Genomic DNA, 15424 nt, shown 5'->3' with positions numbered 1-15424 from the left:
TTTTTTATGCGTGGAAAAAAGATAAAAGGGGGCGAAAATAAAGCGTTGGAAATCCAACGCTATAAATCGACCTAAAACGATAAAATTATTTTAACTGACGTCGTGCATGCTTTAATGCAGTTCTTAAACCTTCTTCGAGTGTAGGGTGATAAAAAGGTTTTTCTAAAATTTGGTGGATTGTTATATCTTCATCAAGGATCCAAGCGAGTAAATGGGCCAAATGTTCTGCTTCAGGACAGAATAGTTCAGCACCTAATAGTTTATGTGTATGAACATCAATATAAACTTCAGCCGCGCCTTGATTTTTAGCAGCCACAATCGCCCGACCTTGTTTTTCATATGAAACGAAACCCGTTACAAATTCTTTATTTAGATCTTTAAGTTGTTTATAACTTTTACCTATTGTAGCCATTTGTGGTGATGAAAAAAGGATACCAAGCGGACAGAGTGTTTTAATTGGCTTAATAATCGGATAGTTGAGACAATTATTTACAGACTGTTTTCCTTCATGTGCTGCCTCATGTTGAATAGGTGTGCTTGTGTGTGCATCACCTACAACAAAAATTGGATATTCGCCTAATTGCTTGCTGATAGGATCGATGGGTAGCTTTTTTAAGTCATTAAATGATTCATCGATATTTTCTAAATTTAATGAATCAAGTAAGGTACTACGCCCCGTTGCAGCCAAAACATAATCTACATTCAGTTTTTGTTGTTTATTTGAGTCTGTAAAATTTAAGTGAACCTGATCATTTTGAACTTCATAAGATTCGGGTAATACTTCGAATTTAATATCTAATTCATTGCTGAGTACTTCTTGTGCCAAATTTTGAAGTGTTGGACTTGTTAATGAGCCAATTCTACGGCTTCGTGCAAAAATAGTAGTCTTTACACCGCAACGATGTAAGGCTTGTGCTAGTTCTAATGCGATTACACCACTGCCAATCACAGCAATAGATTCGGGTAGCTGATTAAGTTCAAAAATTTGATCAGAGGTAAGTAGTTTAGAACCTAGAATATGTTTTTGAGTAGTGTCAATAGTGGGAGTTGTTCCCACAGCAAGAATAAATGATTTTGCTTGAAGTTTTTGACCATTTACAATAATGGTATTGGCGTTCAGAAACTCTGCGCGACCGGAGATTTTATGTTCATTTGGCCAGCTTTCAACATCTTTTAATGTGGCTCTTGTAAAACGATCACGTAAGGTTTGAACATGTTGCATGACGCTAGAGGTATCAATTTCACTTTTGACATCTAGTCCTAAATTATCTGCATGTCCTATTTCGTACATGCGGTTTGCAGTAGAGATAAGTATTTTACTGGGCATACAACCTACGCGTGCACAGGTAGTATCCCAAGGACCATCATTAATGATAAGAATATTTTGTGTTTTTTTAATTGCTTCTTTATAGGCTGAAATGCCTGCTGTTCCTGCACCGATAATGATGATGTCGTACATACGGTTATGCTTCATTTCATGAGTTTAAATCTAATATATAAAAAAACCCTCAGTATAGAGGGTTTAATTGCATTTTTTTACACTTAAAATTTAATACCAGAAGGTAATGTTAAACTTGTACTTACAGTTCCTGCATTATTAGTAGATGAACCTTTGAATGTTATTCCATTAATAGCATGTTCAAAACTAAGACTACCACTTGTAGCTTGTTTAAATTTCAAAATGTTCGTCCCTGTTAATTTAATGCTTCCAGTAAATGTCTGGCTATTTAAACTAGAGGCTTCATTCTCAACTCGAGTCCCATCGATTGTTGTGATGCTAGGTAAAATTAGTTCTTGTTCACCTGAAGTTTTCACACGATAACTTGCTGAACTTGTGGTACCTGGTGTTGAGTTTAATACGAATGAAATTGGTTCTGCAAAAGGAATATTTGGGTTATCGTTAATTAATACATTAAATCCTGATCCAGATTGAATATTGTATAAATCTCCATCGAGAGAAGAGAGATCTTTGTAAATACTGATAGCACCTGTTGTTACTTCACGTTCAATATCATCACCAGTTTCTGGATCCGTAACTATTGCTGTTGTTGTAATTTTATAGTCGCTTGTATTGCCATTTATTAAAACAAACCTTTTTTGTTGAGTTTGTTGTATTCCCCAAGACTGTTGAAATGGATAAGCAAATGCACCAGTAATTGTTACATCATGGAAATTTTTATCTCCATTTTCATTTTCAAATACGTAAATGCGAGTATTGGATTCATATTCTTCTAAGTTTGGTGTCACTTCATCATGTTGTAATTTGATGTTTTTTAGATCATTAGCTGTAATATCGAAATCCCAGTTGTCATAACCCGGTAAGATATTTTTAATATCTTCGCCAATAAAAACATAACATGCTCTATAGTCAGTTTTACTTAAATAGAAACATTTATCTCTGTAGTGATAAGTATTTTTATATGAGTTTAAGTTTATTTTTCTAATATCTAAACTTAATTGTAATGGGCCTTGTGCAAATGTATCCATTGAATGATCAATATAGCCTTTTGCTGTTGATGCATCGTTAGGATCATAATTACCGAATAAATATTGCCCTTAACGTTTTAAAATATCTAACTGTGCTTTTGCTGTTTCAGTTGGAGTTGTTGTACCGCCATTGTTATTGTTTTGATTAGAAGAATCTGTTCCTTCGTTATTAAAATATCCATCACTACCGCCACCACCACAAGCTGTAAGTATCGTTGCTAAAGTAAGTACAAGTGTCCCTTGAACGAATTTCATGAATTACCCCAAAATAGTTATTTATGTATAGAAAAAGTTATATTGCGTAAAGATACCACACATAAAAAATGGCGCAAATAGCGCCATCTTTATATTCGTCATTTTATAGTGCAGTCCCGACACTTACACCAACAGTTGGACGTACATTCATAGAATTACACCCTGTTAGCAACAACGTTGTAAATAAAACGGTGAACATAAATTTAGTCTTTGAGCAAACCTTGAGCCTGAGCTTGATTGAAAAGAGATGTCGAACGAGAGCCGCTACGACAAATCATCAAAATGGGTTTAGGGAGCTCATTATAATATTTGGCAAATTCTTTCACGTCTGTTTGAGAAATTTTACCGCTTTGCACAGGTTGATACACAACACTCACATGAGACTTTTCCGCAATGCCTCGTAACTGTAAAACAGTCACTTCATTGCCCGCCTCATTATCTGGTCGATTAACAATTACAGATTTAAATTTAAGTTGTTTGAGTAAACTTGAAAACTTATCTGTGGTCATTTGTCCAGAGACACTTAAATTTGCATTTAAGAGCTGACTGTTATTATCTGCATAAGTAGGTGCTGAAAAGACGCAAGTCGCGATCAATAAAGCTTTTTGAATGAAAGCCTTAGTCATCCAAAAGATCCATCTGTTTTGCTAGTTGATACAGGTTGTTTGAACGGTTACCTGTACGACAGAACATGAGTACTGGCTTTGGCAATTCATTAAAATGATTAGCAAAGTTACGGACATCTAGCTCAGAAATTTGACCGGCAACAACCGGTTGATGAACATAGTCTAAACCAGCGCTACGTGCTGCTTCTTCAATTTGAGCACTGGTTGGTTGCTCAGGACCACCTTCCATGTCAGGGCGGTTATTGATAATCGATTTAAAGCCCTTTTCAACCACTTGCGCTACATGTTCTGGGCCTATTTGACCTGCAAAACCAACATTTTCGCTCATTGAGTCACTCCATAATTTAATTCATAGATTTATGCTTTATGATAGCATTAAGCACAAACTTGAGCAGATTGTTCTTAAATTTTTATAAGCGATTACAACCATAAAATAACGCAATGGAGCGCGTATGCACGCCTATACAGTCGAACCACTGTATGTCAAAAGCGGACAAGATGTTATAGCTGCTGACTTTTATCGTCCAAAATCTGTTGAAAAACCTGCAGTCATTCTTATGGCACATGGTTTGGCGGCATTACGCCAGTTTAAATTAGTGCAATATGCAAAGCGCTTTGTACAAGCGGGTTATGCTGTCGTATTGTTTGATTATCGCTATTGGGGTGGCAGTACAGGGCGTCCGAGAGAGTTGGTGAATCTTAAAGCTCAACTTGAAGATTGGCGGACCATGATTGATCATTTACAGCAGCGTAAATCGATTGATTCGAGACGCATTGTATTATGGGGAACATCGCTGAGTGGTGGCTATGTACTCAGTTTGGCGGCAGAGCTTAAAAATATTAAAGCGGTGATGGTACAAGTCCCATTTGTCGACGGCGCTGAAAGTGCAAAATTGTATCCCTTACAGCAATTACCTAAAGCGTTAAAATTATCGAGTCAGGACTATATGGGGTCTAAAGTTGGGATGAGTCCAACGACTTTACCTGTAGTTCATCCACATCGATTGTGTTTTTTACAGTCTGAAGATAGTTATGCCGGCTATTTATCGATTGTCAATCCTGATTTTTATTGGAGTGGCGAAATTCCAGCTCGGGCCTTTTTTAAGTTAATCCGTTATCGTCCAATTTTGGATGTCCGGAAAATTAGCATACCTGTACTTTTTATTGCGGCAAAAGAAGATAGTTTGATTCCCATCGAATCAAGCCGAGAAACTGCGACAAATATTGCACCGAATGTGCAATATTATGAGTGGGAAATGCAACATTTTGATATTTATCATGGGCAATGGTTTGAAAAAGCCATGGCAACCCAATTAGAATTTTTACATCAACATGTTGGAGTCAGCTAAATGATCGTTGTGTGTCCTGAATGTGGTGCAAAAAACCGTGTGCCTGAAGAAAAACTCGAAGTTGGACCTGCATGTGGTCAATGTCACCAAGCATTGATTCCATTGGCGCCCATCGAGTTGAATGAAAAGAACTTTGCAAATTTTATTAGCAATAGTGATTTACCTGTGCTGATTGATTTATGGGCTGAATGGTGTGGACCATGTAAGATGATGGCGCCACACTTTGCACAAGTTGCAAAATCAAATCCGAAGGTGGTTTTTGCCAAAATTGATACCGAAGCAAACCCTCGATTGAGCGGTGCATTTAATGTTCGTAGTATTCCTACACTGGTTTTGATGAATAAAACCAACGAAATTGCTAGAATAAGTGGTGCAATGCGTGCTGGTGAGTTACAACAATGGCTCAACCAGCAGTTAAATCTACCTCAATAAATGTCAGCGCCAGGAGCTAAAGTGTCAGAAACTCATGTAAAACCTGAAGGAACGCTTTCCCTACAAACCATCGCGATGCCTGCAGACACCAACTGGAGTGGTGATGTTTTCGGTGGTTGGATCGTGTCACAAATGGACTTGGCCGGTGCAATTCACGCAGAGCGTTTCAGTCAAGGACGCTGTGCAACGATTTCAATTAACCAAATGACCTTCCTCGTTCCTGTGAAAGTCGGGGATGTCATCAGTGTATATACCAAAATTTTAAAAGTGGGTAATACCTCTATCCAAATGCAGATTGAAGTTTGGGATAGTCATGACAGCTCACGTGATCCAATTCGCGTAACCGAAGGTGTGTTTACATTTGTCGCTGTGGATGTGAAAGGTGCTAAGCGTCAAATTCCTGCGGATGCAAAAGCTAAATTTGCTGCAGATCAAGCTTAATTAAAGTTAGACGCAAAAAAAAGCCGCTCAATCGAGTGGCTTTTTTATGAATAGTGACTGAGAAATTAGAACATTGTATTTGAATTGGCACTGGTTTCAGGAATGCTCTGTTGCACATCCCAATGTTCGACGATCTTGCCATTTTCAACACGGAAGATATCAATAATGGCTTCTCCACGGTCTTGATTATTTTGCGTAGAGTGCGCATGTAAATAGACCAAATCACCTTCGGCAGCGGCACGTTTGATCTGGTTTTTTGCTTCAGGATTCTGTTTAAAATATTGGGTGAAGTAATCGACAAATGGCGCTTTGCCATCAGGTACATGCGGATTATGTTGAATATATTGATTGCCAATATATCGGTCAGCATATGTCTTAACTTGATGTTTAAGAAAGACACCTTCATAAAAATCAATCACGATTTTCTTATTTTCCGCTGCTTGGCTGGTTTGAATATTGCTATCAGCCGCTTGATTTGGAGTCGTTGGCGTTGCAGGAATTGTGCTTTGGCAAGCAGTTAAAAACACCACCATGCTGATGAATGAAAGGGGAATGATTTTTTTCATAAAGTGCTCAATATATTTGTGTCGTGCAAGCATATTGAGCGGAATTACGGCGTATAAATAGTAAAAAACAGTCTTGATTTTGCTGAAATTTGGTAAAACTTATACTTACCTAAAAGTAAGTTTTATTTACATTTATTTATTTTTCAGAGCGGATTTTGCCACCCACGCCCAAAGCATTTCACATTGAATCGGTGCTTCACCAGATTCATCGGTGACTAAGACCTGTACTAAGGTTTCACCTTTTTCTGTGCTTTGCATTTGTCGTTGCTGTTCGGGTGTAAGCGTTGCGATGGCTTTCATCCCACCTTGGGTTGGACGTTTAAAATCAACTTTGAAACTTTTAATTAGGACAATGGCGCTATCAGGGACGTTCATTGCTGTGACAAAACCTGTGGCTGTTTCTGCGATCAGCGCCATGGCACAGGCATGTACTTGCCCGATATGGTTTTGCATCGCCTTATGATTGGCGATGCTCACCTCAACACGCTCAGGGCTGACATGTTGATATTGGATTTTAGCCGTTCCAACCATGGGCACGACACGACCAAAAGCTCGACTGAGCAAACGACTTTGAATACCTTTGGGTAATTTAGAGCTTGCTTTGACCAGTTTATTTAGACGATTTGGACGTGCCATATTGACCTCAATGGCAGTTGTGCTGCCTTAATCTTTAAAGTTGTTAAATTGAAGCGGCACACCAAACTGTTGCTCTTTTAAGAACGCCATCACTTGTTGCAAAGTGTCACGTTTCTTGTCAGTCACACGAATTTTGTCGCCTTGAATAGAAGATTGCACTTTAATGCCGCTTTCTTTAATGGCTTTATTGATTTTTTTTGCAGTATCAGAGTCAAGACCGTCTTTTAGTTTGATCACTTGAATGACGTTTTTACCAGAAGCCGTCATTTTTTGTGGATCGAGTGCTTGAATGTCGACTTTACGTTTGAAGAAATGATTTTCGAGCATGGTATACACTTGCTCACATTGGAAATCGCTTTCTGTTGAGATTTTGATTTCCTTATTTTTCTCATTTAACTCAATTGAAACGTCTTGACCACGGAAGTCAAAACGCGTCGCAATTTCTTTTTGCGTGTTTTGAACTGCATGATTTACTTCAAAAACTTCTAATTCGGAAACAATATCAAAAGAAGGCATAGATTAGACCTTTACAAAGGGAAAGAATATCTGAGATGCTAGGGATGTTTTCTTCATTTGCCAAGTGTTGTTTACATCAAAAGGAGTGCGCAATGATCCGTAAACAAGAAATTACAACATTTGAGTTCCCAGAAGACTCGATTATCTGGGATGTTCGCGATGCAAGTGCTTATGCTGAAGCACATGTGAAAGGTGCGGTTAACCGACCGATCAACGCATTGTCATCAGATGCACTGACTCAGGTGTCAACGGATCAACCCATTTACATTTTATGTGGTGGCGGAAGTAAAGCTCCACGTGCAGCAGAGTTACTAGAGGGTTTTGACAGCTCACGTGAATATGTAATCTTAATGGGCGGCACGCGTGCTGCTCGTGATGCCGGTCTTCCTTTGGAACAAGGGAAATAAGATCGAATCAAAAAAAGCGCCGAAAGGCGCTTTTTTATTGCAAGTTATTTTTCTTGAGGTGGTGCTGAGGGCACCTGACCTTGAAAATAAGGCTTCTTGGTTTTTTGTTTCGCTTTGGCGCGTCGTATAAAACGTGCTGCATGAATTTTATCGAGTAGCTGTGTTGGAATAGGGCAGGCTTCTTTTAAGACTAGCGCGGCAATGATTTCACTACAGAGCGGTGCATACAGGAAACCTTTAGAACCGAGTCCACTACAGCTATAAATGTGCTGATCTTCATGGACTGCACCAATTACCGGGAAAAAGTCTTTCGTCTGTGCGCGAATCGCAGCACGTCCATGCCATTGCTCAATCGGTGCTAAGGTTTTGGCAAAGTCAGGGAACACACTGTGGATAAGTTCATAGTTATGCACATGGTCTTCGGTGAGAACGTCGGTGTCATCACGGCCGGGATAAAATGACGCGCCCATAATCATCTGTTCGGCATCCAGTTGCATACAATAGCCTCCATAACTATAGGCGGTATGCATATCCATTTGTTGAGCGGGGTTGTTCAACCAACTGACTTGTCCACGAATGGCACGCAGCTCTGGATAATCTGTTTGTAGCTGCATACTTTCACGTGCTGCACAGAGAATGACATGTTCGACAGATGGAAGCTGCTGATCCTGTGTAAATAGCGCAACGCCATTTTGTTGCTGCTCAATGCGTTGAATATCTGCTTGTAACAATTCAATGTGCGGATGTGCCAAGATTTGGTCACGAAGCTGATGTGGACTGACCGCGCCTGCTTGTTTGAGGAGCAGGGTTGGAAATGCTGAAGCTAATTGATTTGGCGTGCCTTCTTCAGCAGCTAACACCTCTGAAGGATAAGCTTGAGCTAAATCAAGGTATTCTGCTTTATTTTTTAAAATAGATTGGTGAATCTGTAAGGGACGAAATGCCTTGAAGTTTTGATAATGCTTGAGCGCATATAACCAACTGAGGGTCATCAGATGCTCAGCACTTTGTTCAATTGGACAGAGTTTAGGGTTGAGTAGAGCAAGAGAATTACCCGACCCACCGCTGAGTGGTGCTGATTTCTCGTAAATACGCACTTGATGCCCGCGTTGAGCAAATGCCCAAGCACAGCTTAAACCTGCGATGCCAGCGCCAATAATTGCGATTTGACGAGGGTTATGACCTACAGTGATTTCAGAATTTTTTTTTTCGTCTAAAGTGGGAAGGTTAGCAACTTCGGATTGATCATCTGATCTTTCAGGTGCGAGCCAAAAAGCTTTGAGCATTTCACGCTTATGAGCAAAGCCACGTGGTCGTGTAATGGTAATACCATGCTCACGTAAGCCGCGTTTCAGTACACCTGCCACACTAAATGAGGCGAAGGTCGTCCCAATGTCCGATAGACGCACGATATTTTTGAGTACGTTTTCTTCCCACATGTCAGGATTACAGGCGGGTGCAAAACCGTCCAAGAACCATGCATTGACTGTAGCAGTTTTTGCCATGACAGGAAAAACGTCGTGTGCATCGCCTAACCAAAGATCAATCGAAAAACGCTCTTCTGGAAAATTGAGTCGATGACATCCCGCAATGGGTTCAGGATATTGCGCAATCAGTTGCTGTGCCAAAGGCTGTAATTCAGGCCATGCATTTAATGTACGAATGAGGTCTGCTTTAGATAAAGGGAATTTTTCTACAGAAATAGCATGTAGATGGCTGTGATTATCTGGACGAACCTGTTGCCATAATTGCCACAGGGCCAAAATATTTAAGCCTGTACCAAAACCTGTTTCGCCGACACTGAAATATTCAAAATCAGTCAGTGCCGCAAGGCGAGTGTCGAGGTCATTCCCTTTTAAAAACACATGACGTGTTTCGAGTAGACCGTTGTCCTTCGAAAAATACACATCACCAAACTGTTTAGACACTGGTATATCAATGCCATCGATCATTTGCCAATCGAGATCGGCAGTCTGAATTGCACCTGACAAAACTCAAGCAACCTTTAAATTGAAGTAGAACAACGAATTACCATTGACGACGACGTTTGGTATAGACGTAACTGGCCAACAAGAAACCTAAAATCACGCCAACACCAAGCGTGGTGCCACCATATAAAAACATCTGCGCGCTACGTTCACTTTGCAGCACTTGTACTTGTACGCCCAAGCTATCATTTTTAAGTTGTAATTCTTGGTTTTGCGCCAAAGCTTCAAGGTTAGCTTTTTCTAATTGTTGTAAGCGTACAGATTGGTCTTTGACCATCGCTTTAACTTTGGCATCTTGCAGCGCTTTATTTTTTGCCAATTGCTCAATGGTCAATGGGGTTGCATCTTGAGGTTGACCATTGGGATTGACGGTTGCCGCCACTTTAATGATGCCCGGTTTATTGGCAGGAATAGTATGCGGCACAGGATTGGGAGGAGGTGTTGCAGTCGTTGCTTGAGCAGCAGGGGCTACAGCAGGTGCAGGAGCCGGTTCTTCAGCCCATGCAGTTGAACAAATTAAAGATAAGCCCAGTAAACTAGAAACAACGACGCGCATGAACCTTATCCTTTAGGAAATGCTTTGTTAAATGGTTTGACATCAATTTGGCCATAAACCCCTTCTTTGAGGAAAGGTTCATCTGCCAACCATTGGTTTAAGGCTTCACGACTATCAAAATCGACAATGATCGTACTGCCATAAAAACCAGCTTGCGGGTTTGCCGGATCTTTAGGCATTGCACCTGCAACAATCAGACGACCTTCATCATCAAGTTTTTGTAGACGTTCAAGATGTTGAGGGCGAACTGCAAGGCGCTTTTCCACTGTACCTTCATTATCTGTACAGCTTACGACGAATAATGGCATGACTTTTCCTGATTTTTGACCGAATGGATTATTCTGAGGTCTTAAAGTATTTACGTAATACAATAAACTGAATAATGATAAAGGAAAACATCACGATCATGTCACCAAAAGCAGTGAATTCACCCCAATATTTTCCGTCTGCAAACAAATAAGCGAAAAAGGTGTGTAAACATGACATCACCACGAACATTGCAGCCCATGCATAGTTCAATCGTTTCCAACCGACAGCGGTTAAATTTAAGACTGGACCAAATAAACGTTCGATGAGTGGTTTCTTATCTTTACTAAATAGTGGTGAAAGTAAAAACGCCCCTGCGAAAACTAAGTTCAGTAAAACGGCTTTTAAACGAATATAAAAATCATCGCTTAGCATCAGGGTAATACCACCAAATATCACGGTCATAAACAACACAATCCATTGTTGTTTATCTAGACGGAATTTTTGCATGACAAACAATGCACCATAAACCACCAGCATGGAAATGATGAGACCTGATGTTGCCACAAGAATGTTATTGTTATCGACACCCCCAGCAGAACCAATCAATTGTAATAATGGGTGCTGCGTATCTTTTGGATCTACAGTTTTATATAAATAAAAGAAAATAATGAGTGGCACAAAGTCTAAAAGTGCTTTCATGTTAGAGTATCTAAATCTGATCAAATAAATGACATAGTATAGAGATGCAAGGCGTAGATTTACATACACACAGTAATATTTCTGATGGTACTTTGTCACCAGAGGCTTTGGTGCAGGCCGCAAGTGCTATTGGAATTCATACGCTGGCTTTGACTGATCACGATACGATGGACGGATTGTTGGCAGCAGAGCAGGTCGCGCATGAATTAAAGCTGCAATTAATCTCTGGCGTGGAGATTTCCAGCCAGTGGTCGAGACCTGCGACCAAAAAAAGTTATGGTGTGCATATCGTCGCTTTAAATATGCAAAATCCTGCGCCCTTACAAGCCTTATTGATGGATCAAAAGCGTATTCGAGCGGAACGTGCTCGGCAGATTTGTGACTTACTGATACCGTTAATCGGTCAAGATATTTATAGCGATGTGATTGCCAAGGTCGACCATATTCCAGATCGGGTAACACGTACCCATATTGCCAAAACTTTGGTGGAAAAGGGTGTGGTTTCACGTTCACAACAAGCTTTTGATAAATATATTAAAGAAGGCAAAAAAGCCTTTGTAAAATTTGAAGGTCCGAGTCTTGCTGAAACCATTGAGGTGATTCATGCCAGTGGTGGCTTTGCAGTGTTGGCGCATCCGACGCGTTATGATTTATCTGCGACCAATATTCGTTATTTGATTGAAATCTTTGCTGAAGCGGGCGGTGATGCAGTGGAATTACCACCGGCAATTGAGCCATTATCGACTCGTCAAATGGTAGATCGTATGATTGCTGTCTTTAACTTAAAAGTTTCTGTTGGGAGTGATTTTCATGGTGACAATATGCCGTGGATTAAACTCGGCAATATCCCTCGAGTGAAAGAGGGGCAAGTTGGAATTTGGGAGAGCTTTGCTTAAAGCTTTGCGCGATGATTGCTCTCACTTACATATCTTCGATATACCAAAAAAGTGTACGACAAAGCTATGTAAGCGAGGGTTTAGACCCATTGATCAATTACAGTAAATTGTGATCTTTGGCTTGAATCGGTGGTGGGGTGGGTTTGCCTAAAGTTCCAAGTAGCTCAATTTCAATAGTTCGAACCATTGAGTCCAAAGGAAGGTCATTGCTTTGTGTACCAAAGGGCTCTTCAATCTCTGAACTCAGCGCATCTAAGCCTAAAAAGGTATAGGCCAAAATCCCCACCAATAGGGGAGTCGCTAGACCTAAAGTAGACCCCAAGCTAAAGGGTAAGACAAAACAGAAAAAATAAACGGTTCGATTCAGCAAGACCGAATAAGCAAACGGTAATGGCGTAGTGGCAATACGGTCACAGCCGGTTTGTACGGTACTGAGTTCCATCACATGCTGATTCATCTGGGTATAAATAATATCTGAAATTTCACCATCTTTGAGCGCCTGCATCAGCTCCCATTGAATCAAACTCAATGTGTACTGCGGTGCATTGGCTTGTTGGTATAACTGAGTGATGGCATTCGCGCTCATGCCGCTGGTTTCAACTAGTTCAGTGGGGTTGGCGGTTTGATGGCGGAGTCGGTCACGCAAAACATTGGCAAACACAATCACATGTTGGATCACACGTTCACGACGGCCTTGACTGAGTAAACGGCAGTCACGGTCAAAATGTCGCGCGTTGGCAATCAAAATGCCCCACAAACGCCGAGCTTCCCACCAACGGTCATAGCAGGCTGAGTTTTTAAAGCCCAAGAAAATCGACAGCACAACACCGATCAGGGTAAAGCCGACCAAAGGAAATTCGGTAAAATGGAAGATATCGACATAGGATAAGCCGCCCACAATGGCAGACAGCAACATAACGATCCCGAGCGGCGGTAAAACCTTAGGTAAAATCGTTCCTCGCCAAGAAAATAGCAGTTTAAAAATACTCGGTTGGTCACGGACGATCATGTTCGAATGATAATTTCTAGTTTTAAAAAATTATGATGATCTTCGGGTTTGCTCAAGCACTTGTCAATAACTGTTTCATGCAGATGAGTGTGCTTGGAGCAAGCCATGTTCAGCAAAGGAAAAACTCCCTTCTGTTGAGATAATGCAATGATCGATCAGTCGAATTTCCACCAGCTGACAAGCCTGCTGAATGAGCCGAGTCAATTCAAGATCGGCAGCAGAAGGTTCTGCACGACCGAAAGGATGATTATGTGCAATGATGATACTGCTGGCGTGTTCAGAAATGGCGTATCGCAGCAGTTGATTGATGGAAATTTCACAGGTATTGAGGCTGCCATAAAAAAGTTTTTTAAAGTTTATTTTTCTTAAATGCGCATCTAGGCAGAGCACGCCAAAGACTTCTTGACGTTCCGCTAAAAATTCAAAGCGAAGAAAATTTTGTAATTGTTCAGAGTGTTGCAAGTGCAAGGCTTCATTTTGAAAATGTTGACTCACATAGCGTTTACCGAGTTCTTTTACCGCCATGAGCTGCGCATATTTACTGTTTCCAATGCCATGAAACTGGCGTAAATCCTCAAGTGACGCATCCATCAGCGCTTGCAACTGACCAAAGTGTTGGATCAAGACTCGTGCGAGTTCGACAGCAGAGTGCTGCTGGGAACCTGAGCGTAGGAAGATAGCCAGTAGCTCAGCATCGGATAAACTTTGTGCGCCTTGTTGAATCAGGCGCTCACGTGGGCGCTCTTGTTCAGGCCAATTTTTAATTGAATTATTCATTATTCTTAGACTTTTTTATTATCAGTCAATCGGCTTTTTCACAGCAGATTATTGGGTCAGTGCATATTTAATGCTATTGTGAGCGCCACTGCAACAGATAGGTAGCCTGTTCGTGAGCTTTGATTTAAGTGTAATGCCCACAAAAAATATTCTTTTAGGTGTCACTGGTGGTATCGCAGCCTATAAAAGTGCCATTCTTGTCCGTCGATTAAAAGATGCCGGATTTGATGTGCGCGTGGTGATGACACAAGGTGCGCAAGCCTTTGTGACCCCGCTAACGTTTCAGGCGCTTTCAGGCAACCCTGTGCATACCGAATTACTCAATCCCGAAGCAGAAGCGGGTATGGGGCATATTGAATTGGCACGTTGGGCTGATTTGGTATTGGTCGCTCCTGCAAGTTGCGACACGCTGGCAAAATTTGCGGCGGGTTTAGCAGATGATCTTCTTTCGACACTTTATCTTGCGACAAAAGCACCCGTCTGGGTTGCCCCAGCGATGAATCAGCAAATGTGGGCAGCCAAAGCGACACAACGTAATTTAAATACACTGGTTGAAGATGGCGTACATGTGATCATGCCTGATGCCGGTTCTCAAGCATGTGGAGATGTGGGCTTAGGACGTATGCCTGAGCCAGAAGATTTGGCGGATCAAGTGACGGCCTATTTTCATCAAGCACAGCGAGCCATTGCTGAAAAATTTGGCATGCTTGCAGGTAAACATGTGGCGATTACAGCCGGTCCAACACGTGAGTCGATAGATCCTGTACGTTATATTTCCAACCACAGCACAGGTAAAATGGGGTTTGCTCTGGCAGCGGCATGTTATGCAGCTGGTGCTAAAGTAACGCTGATCGCAGGACCCGTCAGTTTAGATACACCAAATGGTGTACGACGGATTAATGTGCAGTCTGCAATTAAAATGTTAGATACCAGTCTGCAAATGTTAGATGAAGGCTGTGATATTTTTATCGCAACAGCGGCGGTTGCAGATTATCGCGTGGCAGAAGTTGCAGAGCATAAAATCAAAAAAGCTGGCGATGAACTCAATGTGGCTTTAATTAAAAATCCAGATATCGTTGCAACGATTGCGCAGCAGTCAAAACGTCCATTTATGGTTGGATTTGCCGCCGAGACACGCAATGTCGAAGAGTATGCTGCCGGCAAACTTGTGGCAAAAAAACTCGATATGATTGCGTGCAATGATGTTTCACGTAAAGACATTGGTTTTGCTTCAGACGAAAATGCCATGACTGTGTTCTTCGCAGATCAATATCAAATGGAAAAGCGTGATTTAGAGAAAGCCTCAAAACAAGAAATTGCACAGCAATTGGTGGAAGCCATACATGATGCGCTACATCATGAGCCTGAAACAGACGATGAATAATTTCAGTTGATTCCTTAAAAATCCCCGCAATGTTTGGGGATTTTTTTTATGGCGCTTTTACGATGTTTTGTTTAAGGCTCTATATTGAAAAAATCACAATAGGATCGTTTTGATGTTGAAACTTTGACGGCTAGGAAACTATTACCAAAAT

18 protein-coding genes and 1 pseudogene are annotated in these 15424 nt (G+C 41.1%); 6 read left to right on the top strand and 13 right to left on the bottom strand.

Annotation, left to right across the window (positions count from 1 at the left end):
- Positions 1-85: 85 nt before the first annotated feature.
- The 4 genes and pseudogenes from FTV04_RS12630 to FTV04_RS12615 form a co-directional block, all read right to left on the bottom strand.
- The gene (locus tag FTV04_RS12630) at positions 86-1459 is read right to left on the bottom strand and encodes a dihydrolipoyl dehydrogenase (protein WP_180089779.1); all 1374 of its coding nucleotides are present in this window, start codon (positions 1457-1459) and stop codon (positions 86-88) included.
- A gap of 83 nt (positions 1460-1542) precedes the next feature.
- A pseudogene (locus FTV04_RS12625) lies at positions 1543-2742 on the bottom strand (hypothetical protein).
- 203 nt (positions 2743-2945) lie between these two features.
- Positions 2946-3368, bottom strand: coding sequence for a beta-lactamase hydrolase domain-containing protein (locus FTV04_RS12620; RefSeq protein ID WP_180089777.1), 423 nt, complete (start codon positions 3366-3368; stop codon positions 2946-2948).
- Positions 3361-3696: a TIGR01244 family sulfur transferase gene (locus tag FTV04_RS12615; RefSeq protein WP_078191321.1), complete on the bottom strand. Its 336-nt coding sequence runs from the start codon at positions 3694-3696 to the stop codon at positions 3361-3363. The genes FTV04_RS12620 and FTV04_RS12615 overlap by 8 nt, the downstream gene beginning before the upstream one ends.
- Positions 3697-3820: 124 nt before the next feature.
- On the opposite strand from FTV04_RS12615, the gene FTV04_RS12610 reads away from it, so the two are divergent.
- The 3 genes from FTV04_RS12610 to FTV04_RS12600 are packed head-to-tail and all read left to right on the top strand — an operon-like array spanning position 3821 to position 5590.
- A complete protein-coding gene (locus FTV04_RS12610; protein ID WP_180089775.1) occupies positions 3821-4717 on the top strand; it encodes an alpha/beta hydrolase in 897 nt (298 codons plus the stop codon).
- Positions 4718-5149: a thioredoxin TrxC gene (gene trxC / locus FTV04_RS12605; RefSeq protein ID WP_078191319.1), complete on the top strand. Its 432-nt coding sequence runs from the start codon at positions 4718-4720 to the stop codon at positions 5147-5149.
- A gap of 21 nt (positions 5150-5170) precedes the next feature.
- A complete protein-coding gene (locus FTV04_RS12600) occupies positions 5171-5590 on the top strand; it encodes an acyl-CoA thioesterase (RefSeq protein WP_078191328.1) in 420 nt (139 codons plus the stop codon).
- A gap of 65 nt (positions 5591-5655) precedes the next feature.
- On the opposite strand, the gene FTV04_RS12595 is transcribed toward FTV04_RS12600, so the two are convergent.
- The 3 genes from FTV04_RS12595 to FTV04_RS12585 all read right to left on the bottom strand — a co-directional run bounded on the left by FTV04_RS12595 (position 5656) and on the right by FTV04_RS12585 (position 7308).
- The gene (locus tag FTV04_RS12595; RefSeq protein WP_180089773.1) at positions 5656-6156 is read right to left on the bottom strand and encodes an ester cyclase; all 501 of its coding nucleotides are present in this window, start codon (positions 6154-6156) and stop codon (positions 5656-5658) included.
- Between the two features lie 132 nt (positions 6157-6288).
- Positions 6289-6792 carry a DUF4442 domain-containing protein gene (locus FTV04_RS12590; protein WP_180012065.1) on the bottom strand — a complete coding sequence of 168 codons (504 nt, stop codon included), beginning with the start codon at positions 6790-6792 and terminating at the stop codon, positions 6289-6291.
- A gap of 27 nt (positions 6793-6819) precedes the next feature.
- Positions 6820-7308 carry a YajQ family cyclic di-GMP-binding protein gene (locus tag FTV04_RS12585; protein WP_078194203.1) on the bottom strand — a complete coding sequence of 163 codons (489 nt, stop codon included), beginning with the start codon at positions 7306-7308 and terminating at the stop codon, positions 6820-6822.
- 92 nt (positions 7309-7400) lie between these two features.
- Here FTV04_RS12585 and FTV04_RS12580 point away from each other — a divergent pair, with 92 nt between their 5' ends.
- On the top strand, positions 7401-7715 hold the full coding sequence (locus FTV04_RS12580; RefSeq protein WP_078194202.1) for a rhodanese-like domain-containing protein: 315 nt from the start codon (positions 7401-7403) through the stop codon (positions 7713-7715).
- A 44-nt stretch (positions 7716-7759) separates the two neighbouring features.
- Here FTV04_RS12580 and mnmC read toward each other — a convergent pair whose 3' ends face one another.
- The 4 genes from mnmC to FTV04_RS12560 are packed head-to-tail and all read right to left on the bottom strand — an operon-like array spanning position 7760 to position 11207.
- Entirely contained in the window at positions 7760-9706 is a 1947-nt protein-coding gene (gene mnmC, locus FTV04_RS12575; RefSeq protein WP_180089771.1) for an FAD-dependent 5-carboxymethylaminomethyl-2-thiouridine(34) oxidoreductase MnmC, read from the bottom strand.
- A 37-nt stretch (positions 9707-9743) separates the two neighbouring features.
- Positions 9744-10259: a hypothetical protein gene (locus FTV04_RS12570; protein ID WP_180089769.1), complete on the bottom strand. Its 516-nt coding sequence runs from the start codon at positions 10257-10259 to the stop codon at positions 9744-9746.
- Positions 10260-10264: 5 nt separating this feature from the next.
- Positions 10265-10567 (bottom strand): YciI family protein, encoded by a 303-nt coding sequence (locus FTV04_RS12565; RefSeq protein ID WP_180089767.1) that lies wholly within the window; start codon positions 10565-10567, stop codon positions 10265-10267.
- A 28-nt stretch (positions 10568-10595) separates the two neighbouring features.
- Positions 10596-11207 (bottom strand): inner membrane-spanning protein YciB, encoded by a 612-nt coding sequence (locus FTV04_RS12560; RefSeq protein ID WP_078191311.1) that lies wholly within the window; start codon positions 11205-11207, stop codon positions 10596-10598.
- Between the two features lie 44 nt (positions 11208-11251).
- Here FTV04_RS12560 and FTV04_RS12555 point away from each other — a divergent pair, with 44 nt between their 5' ends.
- Complete coding sequence (locus FTV04_RS12555) at positions 11252-12103, top strand: PHP domain-containing protein (RefSeq protein WP_180089765.1); 852 nt, start codon at positions 11252-11254, stop codon at positions 12101-12103.
- Positions 12104-12200: 97 nt separating this feature from the next.
- Here FTV04_RS12555 and FTV04_RS12550 read toward each other — a convergent pair whose 3' ends face one another.
- Entirely contained in the window at positions 12201-13112 is a 912-nt protein-coding gene (locus tag FTV04_RS12550; protein WP_078191309.1) for a bestrophin family protein, read from the bottom strand.
- Positions 13113-13187: 75 nt separating this feature from the next.
- Positions 13188-13889 (bottom strand): DNA repair protein RadC, encoded by a 702-nt coding sequence (radC, locus tag FTV04_RS12545; protein ID WP_180089763.1) that lies wholly within the window; start codon positions 13887-13889, stop codon positions 13188-13190.
- A gap of 112 nt (positions 13890-14001) precedes the next feature.
- On the opposite strand from radC, the gene coaBC reads away from it, so the two are divergent.
- Positions 14002-15273, top strand: a complete 1272-nt coding sequence (gene coaBC / locus FTV04_RS12540; protein WP_180063973.1) for a bifunctional phosphopantothenoylcysteine decarboxylase/phosphopantothenate--cysteine ligase CoaBC — start codon at positions 14002-14004, stop codon at positions 15271-15273.
- The last annotated feature ends 151 nt before the right edge of the window (positions 15274-15424 follow it).

It is taken from the genome of Acinetobacter sp. YH12219, assembly GCF_013417875.1.
GTDB lineage: Bacteria > Pseudomonadota > Gammaproteobacteria > Pseudomonadales > Moraxellaceae > Acinetobacter > Acinetobacter amyesii.
The sequence above is the reverse complement of the archived record's forward strand: the minus strand, read 5'-3'. Positions and strand labels throughout refer to the sequence as shown.